Origin of the sequence: Enterobacter cloacae complex sp. IR5458 (assembly GCF_049238025.1) — a bacterium.
Taxonomy (GTDB): domain Bacteria; phylum Pseudomonadota; class Gammaproteobacteria; order Enterobacterales; family Enterobacteriaceae; genus Enterobacter; species Enterobacter kobei.
The window spans coordinates 166,052-178,609 of record NZ_JBMKIF010000004.1 but is presented as its reverse complement, the minus strand read 5'-3'; the positions used below and the strand labels follow the sequence as shown (position 1 = coordinate 178,609).

Annotated in this window: 9 protein-coding genes; 2 read left to right on the top strand and 7 right to left on the bottom strand. The window is 56.7% G+C overall.

Translation table 11 applies throughout. The annotated features are described in order from the left end of the window. The first annotated feature begins 80 nt into the window (after positions 1-80). Both seqA and pgm read left to right on the top strand, forming a co-directional pair. Positions 81-629, top strand: a complete 549-nt coding sequence (gene seqA, locus ACOTYN_RS04915; protein WP_014883019.1) for a replication initiation negative regulator SeqA — start codon at positions 81-83, stop codon at positions 627-629. A 24-nt stretch (positions 630-653) separates the two neighbouring features. Beyond that, a complete protein-coding gene (gene pgm / locus ACOTYN_RS04910) occupies positions 654-2,294 on the top strand; it encodes a phosphoglucomutase (alpha-D-glucose-1,6-bisphosphate-dependent) (RefSeq protein WP_332956571.1) in 1,641 nt (546 codons plus the stop codon). Positions 2,295-2,398: 104 nt separating this feature from the next. On the opposite strand, the gene potE is transcribed toward pgm, so the two are convergent. The 7 genes from potE to kdpB form a co-directional block, all read right to left on the bottom strand. Then, positions 2,399-3,712, bottom strand: coding sequence for a putrescine-ornithine antiporter (gene potE / locus ACOTYN_RS04905; RefSeq protein ID WP_022647448.1), 1,314 nt, complete (start codon positions 3,710-3,712; stop codon positions 2,399-2,401). Then, a complete protein-coding gene (speF, locus tag ACOTYN_RS04900) occupies positions 3,709-5,907 on the bottom strand; it encodes an ornithine decarboxylase SpeF (RefSeq protein ID WP_071922475.1) in 2,199 nt (732 codons plus the stop codon). Before speF ends, potE begins: the two co-directional genes overlap by 4 nt. Positions 5,908-6,161: 254 nt before the next feature. Further along, positions 6,162-6,266 carry a leader peptide SpeFL gene (gene speFL / locus ACOTYN_RS04895; RefSeq protein ID WP_003858645.1) on the bottom strand — a complete coding sequence of 35 codons (105 nt, stop codon included), beginning with the start codon at positions 6,264-6,266 and terminating at the stop codon, positions 6,162-6,164. A gap of 279 nt (positions 6,267-6,545) precedes the next feature. Next, positions 6,546-7,223 carry a two-component system response regulator KdpE gene (gene kdpE, locus ACOTYN_RS04890; protein WP_008501074.1) on the bottom strand — a complete coding sequence of 226 codons (678 nt, stop codon included), beginning with the start codon at positions 7,221-7,223 and terminating at the stop codon, positions 6,546-6,548. Beyond that, positions 7,220-9,907, bottom strand: a complete 2,688-nt coding sequence (gene kdpD / locus ACOTYN_RS04885) for a two-component system sensor histidine kinase KdpD (protein WP_023336921.1) — start codon at positions 9,905-9,907, stop codon at positions 7,220-7,222. The genes kdpE and kdpD overlap by 4 nt, the downstream gene beginning before the upstream one ends. Next, positions 9,908-10,483, bottom strand: a complete 576-nt coding sequence (gene kdpC, locus ACOTYN_RS04880; protein ID WP_023336922.1) for a potassium-transporting ATPase subunit KdpC — start codon at positions 10,481-10,483, stop codon at positions 9,908-9,910. It abuts the gene before it with no gap. Between the two features lie 12 nt (positions 10,484-10,495). Next, positions 10,496-12,544: a potassium-transporting ATPase subunit KdpB gene (kdpB, locus tag ACOTYN_RS04875; protein WP_045268239.1), complete on the bottom strand. Its 2,049-nt coding sequence runs from the start codon at positions 12,542-12,544 to the stop codon at positions 10,496-10,498. Between the last annotated feature and the right edge of the window lie 14 nt (positions 12,545-12,558).

Below are 12,558 nucleotides of genomic sequence, written 5' to 3'. Positions count from 1 at the left end.
GTTTGACGCTATCCGCTGTTGGGATTTGACCTTATAATCCCAATGACTTGTATTCAGATAAGATATCGCACTGGATTAAGATGAAAACAATCGAAGTTGATGACGAACTCTATCAGTATATTGCCAGCCAAACGCGGCATATCGGGGAGAGCGCGTCCGACATTTTACGGCGCATGCTTAAAATTTCCGCCGCTTCACAGCCTGCTACCCCAGTCACCAAAGATGTCGTGTCTCAGCCGAGCGTTGTTGCACAAGCAAAGCCTGCCGTGACGCCGGTAAAAGATAAAGTACGCGCGATGCGCGAGCTGCTGCTGTCCGACGAGTATGCGGAGCAGAAAAAGGCGGTTAACCGCTTTATGCTGGTGCTGTCTACACTTTACTCCCTGGATAACAAAGCGTTTGCTGAAGCGACCGAGTCGCTGCACGGTCGTACTCGCGTCTATTTCGCGGGCGACGAGCAAACGCTGCTGCAAAATGGCAACCAAACCAAACCTAAACATGTCCCTGGCACCCCATACTGGGTGATCACCAATACCAATACGGGCCGCAAGTGCAGCATGATTGAACACATCATGCAGTCCATGCAGTTCCCGGCGGAATTGATTGAAAAGGTTTGCGGTACAATTTAACCCTTGCATCAGAAGGACCCGGTAATGGCAAATCACAGCCGTGCAGGCCAACCTGCACAACAAAGCGATTTGATTAACGTCGCTCAGCTGACCGCGCAGTATTACGTGCTGAAGCTGGTCGTGGGCAACGCAGAACACGCAGTGAAGTTTGGTACATCTGGTCACCGCGGCAGCGCGGCACGCCATAGCTTTAACGAACCGCACATTCTGGCCATTGCTCAGGCCATTGCGGAAGAGCGCGCTAAAAACGGCGTTACCGGTCCGTGCTACGTGGGGAAAGATACCCATGCGCTGTCTGAACCGGCGTTCATCTCTGTGCTGGAAGTGCTGGCGGCAAACGGCGTCGACGTGATTGTGCAGGAGAATAACGGCTTCACGCCAACGCCGGCGGTGTCTAACGCTATCCTGGTGCACAACAAAAAAGGTGGTGCGCTGGCTGACGGGATTGTTATCACGCCATCCCACAACCCGCCGGAAGACGGGGGCATTAAATACAACCCGCCTAACGGTGGCCCGGCAGATACTAACGTCACCAAAGTGGTAGAAGACCGCGCAAACGCGCTGTTGGCTGACGGTCTGAAAGGCGTGAAACGCATCTCTCTGGATGCGGCAATGGCGTCCGGTCACGTAAAAGAGCAGGATCTGGTTCAGCCGTTCGTGGAGGGGCTGGCGGATATCGTCGATATGGCGGCGATTCAGAAAGCAGGCCTGAAGCTGGGCGTGGACCCGCTGGGCGGCTCCGGTATCGAGTACTGGAAACGCATTGCCGAGCATTACAAGCTGGATCTGACCATCGTGAACGATCACGTCGATCAGACCTTCCGCTTTATGCACCTGGATAAAGACGGCGCGATCCGTATGGACTGCTCCTCCGAGTGTGCGATGGCGGGCCTGCTGGCGCTGCGCGACAAATTCGATCTGGCGTTTGCTAACGATCCGGATTATGACCGTCACGGTATCGTCACCCCTGCCGGGCTGATGAACCCGAACCACTATCTGGCTGTGGCGATCAACTACCTGTTCCAGCATCGTCCGCAGTGGGGCAAAGAGGTGGCTGTCGGTAAAACGCTGGTCTCTTCCGCGATGATCGACCGCGTGGTCGACGCGCTGGGCCGCAAGCTGGTGGAAGTGCCGGTGGGCTTCAAATGGTTTGTTGACGGTCTGCACGACGGCAGCTTCGGCTTCGGTGGTGAAGAGAGCGCCGGGGCATCCTTCCTGCGTTTCGACGGCACGCCATGGTCAACCGATAAAGACGGTATCATCATGTGCCTGCTGGCGGCGGAGATCACCGCGGTCACCGGTAAGAACCCGCAGGAACATTACAACGACCTGGCGGCACGTTTTGGTGCGCCAAGCTACAACCGTATTCAGGCGAGCGCGACCTCAGCCCAGAAAGCGGCGCTGTCTAAACTCTCTCCGGAGATGGTCAGTGCTAACACCCTGGCAGGTGATCCGATCACCGCGCGTCTGACGGCTGCACCGGGTAACGGCGCGTCTATCGGGGGTCTGAAAGTAATGACCGAAAACGGCTGGTTCGCTGCACGTCCGTCCGGTACGGAAGACGCGTATAAAATCTATTGCGAAAGCTTCCTCGGCGCTGAGCACCGTCAGCAGATTGAGAAAGAAGCCGTAGAGATTGTCAGCGAAGTGCTGAAGAACGCGTAAGTGCGTTATCGGTGCGGGCTGATGCCCTCACCCCGGCCCTCTCCCACGGGGAGAGGGAGAAAACAATAAAAACGGCAACCCTCGGGCTGCCGTTTTGTTTTTACCTAACTATGCTTATTCTTCAATTCAAACCGTGGTGACACCAGACCGTACAGCGTCCAGCCCATAAAGGTCACCATTGCCCCATAGAGCATCGCTTCCTGACCGGAAGAGTAGAGCGCATAGAAGCTGTAAATCGCCCCAATGAGCGCCACGATATTCGCTGCTCGTGCTTTACGCGGATCCACCTTCGCGACCTTCTGAATAATCACCAGCGCGGCCATCGACAGAATGTACGGAATGATGTTCGTCACCACCGCCAGGTTGACCAGCACGTTGAACTGGCTGTTCAGCGACGGGCTAATGGTCATCAGCGACAATCCACTCTGGAAAATCACGATGGCCAGCATGCCCTGCACCGGTGCGTCCGCTTTGGTGACGCGGGAGAAGATTTTGGGGAAATAACCTTCGTCAGCCGAGGATTTAAACACCTGCGCGATGGTGAACTGCCAGCCGAGAAGCGAACCGCAGCAGGACATTACCATCAGACCCATAATCACCTTCCCGACTTCCGGGGTGAACATCTGGGCGAAAGCCAGCCCGAACGGTGCCGTGGAGTTAGCCAGATCCATATTCGGCACAATCCCGGCAATCACGTTGGTTGAGACGATATAGATCACCGCCGCCCCCAGCGTTCCGCCAAGTACCGCAATCGGCACGTTCTTTTCCGGGTTCTCAACCACTTCCGCGTTCGCGCAGGCCGATTCCAGTCCGAGGAAAGCCCACAGCGTCATGGCGATAGAAGAGCCCACGGCGGTAAAGAACGGCACATGATGCGGGTTCCAGGAGTTGGCGTAGAGCGTAGGACTAAACCAGAACCAGCCGATGATGCATAAACCGACGACCGGGATAATCACGCCCCAGACGGTGATGCTGCTCAGTTGTCCGGTGATACGCGCGCCGCCGAAGTTCGCCACGGTGCAGATCCACAGCACCCCGATGGTCGCCAGCCCAATTTGTACCGGGGTGAGCGTGGCGCCAAACAGTTCCGTCCCGTAACCCACGGCAGAAATGGCAATCGCCACGTTGGCGATCAGCAGCGATACACCATAGGTATAGTTGGCCATAAAGTTGCCGGACTTGCCAAAAGCGTATTCCGCATAGCCGCCCATCCCGCCGGACTTGCGGCTGAACATCCCGCATTTGGCGAATGCCCACGCCAGCGCCATTGACCCCACCGCCGTCACCAGCCAGGAGATAATCGAAATGGTGCCCACTTCGGCAAGCTTGGTGGGCAGCATGATGATCCCGGACCCCATCATGTTGACCATGGTGAGGATGGTCAGCTGCACCACGCCCATCTTATTGGATTTACTCATAATGTCTCTCCTTTCAGCAGCGCGGGCTGAGCAGCGGGTTGTTTGATGACGTTACAGCGAACCTGTTTGCGACCCTCACACTCTTCAACGTATACGCCCTGCAGCTCAGGCGCGAAGCCTGGTAGCAGGTTGATACCGTCTTCCAGCGCGGCAAAGTAGCGCAGCACGGAGCCGCCCCAGACTTCGCCCGGGACAACGCACAGCACCCCAGGCGGATAAGGCAGGGCGCCTTCAGCGGCAATGCGGCCTTCCGCGTCGCGCAGGGAGACCAGTTCGACTTCACCACGCAGATACGCATAGTTTGCCTCCTGCGGGTTCATCATCACGCGCGGGAAGTGAGACTTGCGGAACATCTCTTTTTGCAGTTGCTTCACGTTATGGCGGGCATAGAGATCGTGCATCTCCTGGCAAATCTGGCGCAGCGTGTAATCCGCGTAACGTTCCGGATGTTGTTTGTAGAGAGAAGGCAGGACCTCTTTCAGCGGAACATCGCTCTCGAGCAGTTTTTCGAAGCGCACCAGCTGCGCCACCAGCTGCTGCAGTTTGCCCATATCTTCCGCAGGGGTGAGCAGGAACAGGATCGAGTTGAGATCGCATTTCTCCGGCACGATGCCGTTTTCACGCAGGAAGTTGGCGAGGATGGTGGCGGGCACGCCGAAATCCTCATACTCGCCGGTGCGGGCGTTAATACCTGGCGTGGTCAGCAGGAGCTTGCACGGGTCGATAAAGTACTGGTGCTCGGCATAGCCCTCAAAAGCGTGCCAGTTTTCACCCGGTACGAAGTGGAAGAAGCGCAGATCGGTGGCAATTTCCGCTGTGTCGAAGCTTTCCCACGGACGGCCATCCACCGTCTCCGGCACAAACGGACGAAGGTACTGGCAGTTCTCCAGGATCAGTTTGCGCGCTTCGATACCGTTAACCACGCAGTCCATCCACATATTGCGACCGCTCTGACCTTCATGCATACGGGCGTTAATATCCAGCGCAGCAAACAGAGGGTAGAACGGGCTGGTGGAGGCGTGCATCATAAAAGCATTATTCAGCCGCTTGTGGGGTACATAGCGCTGCTGGCCTTTGATATGGCTGTCCTTTTTGTGGATCTGCGAGGTCTGCGAGAAGCCTGCCTGCTGTTTATGTACCGACTGGGTGACCAGAATTCCCGGGTCGTTTTCGTTCAGCTCCAGCAGCAGCGGCGAGCAGTCGGCCATCATCGGAATAAACTGCTCATAACCTACCCAGGCCGAGTCGAACAGGATGTAATCACACAGATGCCCAATCTTATCCACCACCTGACGGGCGTTATAGATGGTGCCATCGTAGGTACCCAGCTGGATCACCGCCAGACGGAACGGACGCGCATCGCGTGCACGCCCCGGCAACACCTCGGCTACCAACTCGCGCAGGTAGCTTTCCTCAAAGCAGTGCGCGTCAATGCCGCCAATAAAGCCGTACGGGTTGCGCGCGGTTTCCAGATAGACCGGCGTCGCGCCAGCCTGAAGAAGGGCGCCGTGATGGTTCGATTTGTGGTTATTACGGTCAAACAGCACCAGGTCGCCAGGGGTGAGCAGGGCGTTAAGGACCACTTTGTTGGATGAGGAGGTCCCATTCAGCACAAAGTAGGTCTTATCGGCATTAAAGACCTTTGCGGCATGTTGCTGCGCAATGCACGGCGCGCCTTCGTGGATCAGCAGATCGCCCATCGCCACGTCGGCGTTACACAGGTCGGAACGGAAAAGCGTTTCACCAAAGAAATCGACAAACTGATTGCCCGCAGGATGACGGCGGAAGAATTGCCCCCCCTGATGCCCCGGGCAGTCAAATGCGCTGTTACCCTGTTTCACGTAGTCTACGAGGGCACGGAAAAACGGCGGTCGCAGCTGGGTTTCGTACTTCTGGGCCGCCGCTTCCAGCTGGCGGCCATAAAAATCGTTGCTGGTGTCTGAATGCTCAAATACGCCGTGAATGCGCGATAAATAATCTGCCGGAATGATCTCTTCTTTATGCGTTGCGACAAAGACGGGAATGCCAAATCCGGTGGCTTCTATTTCTTCCAGTATGCCGCTGGAAATATCGCTAACGGCCAGAACAATGGCCGCGACGTCGATATAATCAGAAGCGCGGACATCCACAAGCTCACGCTGGGTGGTAAAGCAGTCCGGACATGCACGGCTGGCCGCGATTTTTAAACTTTTCATCTTTCTCTCTTTATTTTAGGTAATAAGCGTCCTTCGATTTCTTGTCAGAAAGAAATCGATAATTTTCCGGAAAAAAAGCAAAGTGTGGCCGCTGATTAAAATCAGTAAATTGCTTTTTGATGATTGAAATTCAGTCCGCCCGGTTGCAGATGAGTCTGAATTAAATTGAATGAGCGCACGAGTTCACAGGCAATGGCCTGTAAAATAAGGTATTTCAGGATAACCTGTAAGCGAGTGCGCCAGAAGTCGAAGGACTACCGGGCATTAAAGAGGTGAAAGTCAAAGCAGTTTCGGTGGGCAAACATCATGATATGTGTTGTCCGCCTTATATGGGGCATTAAGCGATTGTTGTTTTCCATGTTTCATTTTCCTTTCAGTAATTGAAAGCATGGTCATTTTATCCAGGAAAAAGGGATTAACTGTGAATCAGATCACCCTTAACCGATCATTTCAGAAATAATTAGTCGTTTTTGATGAATAACTCAGATCAAAATGCTGATTTGTTGTTGAAGTGTTAATGATTGGTTTTGTTAATGTTTTAAACGAGCAAAAATAATCCATGGAATAATGCATTGATTATTTTTTTAATATTTATCGGGAGGGTTTTTGATTATTTAGAAAATAATATGAATAGTTATTCAAAGCATAAACCGATAACCGATACCGGTTTCAGTTAATAAATGGCGAGGGCGAGCGGGGTCGACTTCCAGTTTCTGACGAAGGTGACCCATATATATGCGCAAATAGTGACTATGTTCCACCGCGTTGGGTCCCCACACCTGACTCAACAGTTGGCGCTGTGTGAGAACCTTGCCGTGGTTATTAAGCAGCACGGCGAGCAGGCGGAATTCGATGGGGGTAAGATGGATTTCCTCTTCACCGCGCACAATGCGCCGTGCGGCGAGGTCAACCCGAATATCACCAAACGTGTAGGTTGGGTCGGCAGGCGTGGTGGCGCTATGACGACGCAGCGCCACACGCAGGCGAGCCTGCAATTCGCCAATGCCAAAGGGTTTAATCAGATAGTCATCGGCGCCGGCATCCAGCGCGGCGATTTTATCCGTCTCTTCAGTACGGGCAGAGAGCACGAGAATCGGCATCTGGCTCCACTGACGAACCTCACGAATAAAATCGATGCCGTCGCCATCCGGCAGCCCAAGATCGAGGATCACCAGGTCCGGCTTGCGGGTGGCGGCTTCAATTAAACCCCGTTGAAGCGTACCCGCATCGTGAACGCGCAGACCGTCTCCTTCCAGCGCAGCGCGCAGAAAACGGCTAATGGCGATCTCATCTTCGACAATCAGAACGTTAATCACAAATCCTCTGGTAATTCATTCAGTTCTGGCGGGGTTTCCAGAGGAAGTGTAACACAAAAACGCGCGCCGCCTTCCGGACGATTCTCTGCGGAAATGGTTCCGCCATGGACGTCAACGATCGCCTGACAAATCGCCAGCCCGAGCCCAACGCCCGGAATGGCCGACTCCTTGTTCCCGCGCGCGAATTTTTCGAAAATAGCCAGCTCCTGCCCGGCAGGAATGCCCGGTCCGGTATCCCAGACGTCAAGGTGAAGCGTGCCATCCTCTACCATCGCATCCACGCCAATCCGGGCACTTGAGCCGGCATATTTACCGGCATTTTCCAGCAGATTGATCAGCACCCGTTCAAACAAGGGGCCATCGACGTGAATTAAGGTCAGGGGTTCAGGCATGTTCAGCGCGATATGCCGCCCACCGAGGCCGGGCTCCAGCATTTTCAGCGCGCTGCCTACCACTTCTTCCAGCGTGAGCCACTCTTTTTTGAGGTTAAATCCGCCCGACTGAATGCGCGCCATATCGAGCAGGTTATTCACCAGACGGGTGGTATTCAGCACGTGCTGGCGGATTTCGCTGGCCTGAAGGGCGTGTTTAGACCCTTCCGCGGCCAGGTCCAGCGTCAGGATTTCTGACTGACCAAACAGAACGGTCAGCGGTGTCCGCAGGTCGTGCGACAGCGCCGCCAGCAGCGAGTTACGAATGCTTTCACGCTCGCTGGCCAGTCGGGCCTGTTCTTCACTGGCGGTAAGCGCCAGCCGTTCCAGTGCGCTGGCAACCAGCAGCGTAAAAGTCTCCAGCAGCCGCTGCTGCTCGGGGATCATCAGTTGACGCAGGTTTGAGGGCTCAACAATCACCAGCCCCTGATTTTTATCGGCGCTGCGCAGCGGCAGAATTTGATAGGGCACGCCGGGCAGGGTGTCGGTACCTGCGCCCGCAGGTAACCCTTTATCAAAGCTCCAGCGCGCGATGGCTTCGTCCCAGGGCGTCATGCCGGAGGCCGAGGTTAGCGGGCGCAGCTTACCGTGTTCGTCCGGGAGTAAAATCAGGTTGCTGGCATGAAACGTCGAGCGAATAAACTGCTCGCTGGTCTGCACAATATCCAGCGGGGTCCGACCCACCGCCAGCGATTTTGACATTTCATACAGATGCCGCGTGCGCTGTTCGCGGTAGCGGGCGATGCGCGCCTGGTAGCGCACGCCCGCCGTCAGATTGCCGATCACCAGCCCGACGGTGAGCATCACGGCAAAGGTCAGGATGTACTGTACGTCCGACACGGCGAGCGTCCCGCGAGGGGCAATAAAGAACAGATCAAAGCTGATGACGTTAATCACCGTTGCCAGCACCGACGGCCAGCGTCCGTAAAAGAGCGCCACCACCACCACGCCAAGGAGGTAGATCATCACCAGGTTGGCCGCGTCGAAGGCAATCAGCCATTTGCTGGCAATGATCGTGATCAGGGCGCAGAGCACGACGGCCACCAGGCAGCCGCGAAGCTGAATGCGCCATTTATCACTGAAAGTACGGCTGTCCGGGGCGCGGCTGGGAAGGGGCGTGGGTTTATCATCCAGCGCCACGATCACCAGGTCCAGATCCGGCGCGCGGCGGGCCAGTTTGTCGGCAAAGGATTCACGGCTAAACCAGCGACGATGCTGGCGACGGCCAATGACGATTTTCCCCAGGTTATGCTCCCGGGCGTAGCGCAGAATGGCTTTATCTTCCTGAGGATCGGAAAGGGTGGCGGTTTCGGCACCCAGCTCCTGCGCCAGGCGCAGCGAACTCAGAATCGCGCGGCGCTGGTTTTCGGGCAGGGCATGAAGCTGCGGCGTTTCGACATACACCGCATGCCAGACGCTGCCAAATTTGGCGGCCAGACGCGCGGCGGTACGGACAAGTTTTTCGTTACCGCTGCCGTGCCCCACGCACAGCAGGATGGCATCCCGCGTATGCCAGACGCGTTCCTGGCCCTGCAAATCGCGCCAGGCACGCATCTGATCGTCAACGCGATCGGCAGTACGGCGCAGAGCCAGTTCGCGCAGGGCAATCAGGTTGCCTTTGCGGAAGAAATGTTCGATGGCACGCTCGGCCTGTCCGGCAATATAGACTTTGCCTTCGTGCAGGCGCTGGCGCAAATCATCCGGCGGCAGATCGACCAGCACCACTTCGTCAGCGGAATCGAAGAAAGGGTCGGGCACCGTCTCGCGCACCTGAATGCCGGTCACGCCGCTGACCACGTCGTTCAGGCTTTCCAGATGCTGCACGTTAACCGTCGTGAAAACATCAATGCCAGCTTCAAGTAATTCTTCCACATCCTGCCAGCGCTTGGGGTGACGCGAGCCTGGCGCATTGCTGTGCGCCAGTTCGTCCATCAGGATAAGCGCCGGACGGCGGGCGAGGGCGGCATCAATATCAAACTCTGTGACTAAACGACCCCGATGGCTGATGCGGCGTGGCGGCTGGGTGGCAAGCCCCTTCAGCAGCGATGCCGTCTCTTTACGTCCGTGGGTTTCAACCACGCCGATGAGTATATCGAGCCCCTGCGCCCGAAGCCGCTGGGCTTCCGTCAGCATGGCGAAGGTTTTCCCGACACCCGCGCAGGCGCCAAAGAAAATTTTCAGTTTGCCGCGATGGGCTTCAGCCGTCTGTTCAAGCAGCCTGTCCGGATCCGGGCGCATGGGCTCGTCGGTCATTTAGTTTTTCCTTAGCGCGTCCAGCGCCAGATTCAGCTCAACAATATTCACTACCGGCATGCCGATATAGCTGACCAGCGGCTTTTGTGTGTGTTCTGCCACCAGTTTGCTCACCTGTTCAACACTCAATTGACGGGCGGCGGCAACGCGCGGGATCTGCCACGCCACTGCTGCCGGCGTCAGGCTATAGTCCAGCCCGCTGGCTGAGGCGGTGACCAGCTCCACGGGAACCTCGCGGCTGGCCTGTGGGTTGGCGGCGCGCAGGGCGGCCACACGCTCGGCGACGGCTTTGTCCAGCGCCGGGTTGCTGCCCGCCAGGTTACTGCCGCCGGATGCCATCGGATTATACGGGCTTTCGGCAGTGGCGGAAGGGCGTCCCTGGAAGTAGCGAGCGTCCGTAAAGCTCTGGCCAATCAGGCGCGAACCGCGGTTTTCACCGTTTTGCATAATCAGCGAGCCGTTAGCCTGATCCTTAAACCACCACTGGCCCAGGGCGGTGGTGACCAGCGGGTAGAGCCCGCCGGTAATCAGCGACAGCAGAATAAACAGAAGTATAGCGGGGCGTAACATCGTCATTTGATTCACCTTTTAAACCAGCCCGAACAGGGTCAACAGCAGATCGATAGCCTTGATACCGATGAAGGGCACCACCAGCCCACCCAGGCCGTAAATCCACAGGTTGCGGCGCAGCATGGCGGCCGCCGTGAGCGGCTTGTAGCTCACGCCTTTCAGCGCCAGCGGGATCAGGAAGACAATAATCAGGGCGTTAAAGATTACCGCGCTCAGAATGGCCGATGCCGGGGAGTGCAGGTGCATTACGTTCAGGGCGTTTAATTGCGGATAGGTCGCAGCAAACGCGGCCGGAATGATGGCGAAATATTTCGCCACATCGTTAGCGATGCTGAACGTGGTCAGCGAGCCGCGCGTCATCAGCATCTGCTTACCAATGTGCACGACTTCAATCAGCTTGGTCGGGTTAGAGTCGAGATCGACCATGTTGCCCGCCTCTTTTGCCGCCTGGGTACCGGAGTTCATTGCCACCGCCACGTCGGCCTGCGCCAGAGCAGGGGCATCGTTGGTCCCGTCACCGGTCATCGCTACCAGACGCCCTTCCGCCTGATACTGACGAATCAAGGCCAGTTTGGCTTCCGGTGTGGCTTCGGAAAGAAAATCATCCACGCCCGCTTCGGCAGCAATCGCCGCTGCGGTCAGGCGGTTATCCCCGGTGATCATCACCGTTTTGATCCCCATTTTACGCAGCTGGGCAAAGCGTTCTTTGATGCCGCCTTTGACGATATCCTTCAGGGCAATCACCCCCAGCACATTTGCGCCTTCAGCCACCACCAGCGGCGTTGCCCCCTGACGGGCCACGCTTTCCACCAGACTATCCACTTCGGATGGGAAGTGACCGTTATTAGCCTCAATGTGGCGACGGATGGCGTCAACCGAGCCTTTACGGATCATCCGGTCCTGAATATTAATGCCGCTCATCCGGGTCTGTGCCGTGAAGGGCACGAAAGTGGCATGCAGGCTCTGAACGTCGCGCTGGCGCAGGTTAAAGCGCTGTTTGGCAAGAATCACAATGCTGCGACCTTCCGGAGTTTCGTCGGCAAGCGATGAGAGCTGTGCGGCATCTGCCAGCGTTTTTTCATCCACGCCAGGTGCGGGTAAGAAGTCTGATGCCTGACGGTTACCGAGGGTGATGGTCCCGGTTTTATCAAGCAGCAGAACGTCTACATCGCCCGCCGCTTCAACGGCACGTCCGCTGGTGGCGATGACGTTGGCACCGAGCATACGGCTCATACCGGCCACGCCGATGGCCGACAGCAGGCCGCCGATAGTGGTGGGGATCAGACAGACCAGCAGCGCCACCAGCACCGTGATGGTGACCGCCGTACCGCCATAGGCGGAGAACGGCCACAGGGTCGCGGTTGCCAGCAGGAAGACGAGGGTCAACGCGACCAGCAGGATGGTCAGGGCAATCTCGTTGGGGGTTTTACGACGCTGGGCGCCTTCCACCATGGCGATCATCCGGTCAAGGAAGGTTTCACCTGGGTTAACGCTACACTGGATCACCAGCCAGTCGGAGAGTATGCGCGTCCCCCCCGTTACGGAGGCGAAATCGCCGCCGGATTCACGGATAACCGGGGCGGATTCCCCGGTGATGGCGCTTTCGTCCACCGACGCGCCACCTTCAATCACTTCCCCGTCGCACGGGATAATATCGCCAGCTTCGACCAGCACTACATCGCCTTTACGCAGTTCATCCGCCGGAACGTGGTCCATCTGCGCACCGTATTTTGGTTCACGTAACTTGCGTGCGAAGGCGGTCTTTTTTACCCCTTTCAGGCTGTTGGCCTGGGCTTTACTCCGGCCTTCCGCCAGCGCTTCCGCAAAGTTAGCAAACAGCACGGTAAACCACAGCCACAGGCTAATGGCGCCGGTAAACATCGCATTTCCCGGCATGTGGCCCGTTCCCATGGCAATCGCCAGTGCGGTGGTCAGGACGCTTCCCGCCCAGACAATAAACATCACCGGGTTGTGCCACTGCACGCGCGGGCTCAGTTTTTTCACCGCATCCATGAGCGCCTGACGAACTAATGACGGTTCGAACAGGGCCAGTTGTTTACGACTCATGACAAATTCTCCGC

Excerpts from the sequence above, each read along its gene's own strand:
- seqA (WP_014883019.1), top strand. The coding sequence starts at position 81 with ATGAAAACAATCGAAGTTGATGACGAACTCTATCAGTATATTGCCAGC.
- pgm (WP_332956571.1), top strand. The coding sequence starts at position 654 with ATGGCAAATCACAGCCGTGCAGGCCAACCTGCACAACAAAGCGATTTG.
- potE (WP_022647448.1), bottom strand. The coding sequence starts at position 3,712 with ATGAGTAAATCCAATAAGATGGGCGTGGTGCAGCTGACCATCCTCACC.
- speF (WP_071922475.1), bottom strand. The coding sequence starts at position 5,907 with ATGAAAAGTTTAAAAATCGCGGCCAGCCGTGCATGTCCGGACTGCTTT.
- speFL (WP_003858645.1), bottom strand. The coding sequence starts at position 6,266 with ATGGAAAACAACAATCGCTTAATGCCCCATATAAGGCGGACAACACAT.
- kdpD (WP_023336921.1), bottom strand. The coding sequence starts at position 9,907 with ATGACCGACGAGCCCATGCGCCCGGATCCGGACAGGCTGCTTGAACAG.
- kdpC (WP_023336922.1), bottom strand. The coding sequence starts at position 10,483 with ATGACGATGTTACGCCCCGCTATACTTCTGTTTATTCTGCTGTCGCTG.
- kdpB (WP_045268239.1), bottom strand. The coding sequence starts at position 12,544 with ATGAGTCGTAAACAACTGGCCCTGTTCGAACCGTCATTAGTTCGTCAG.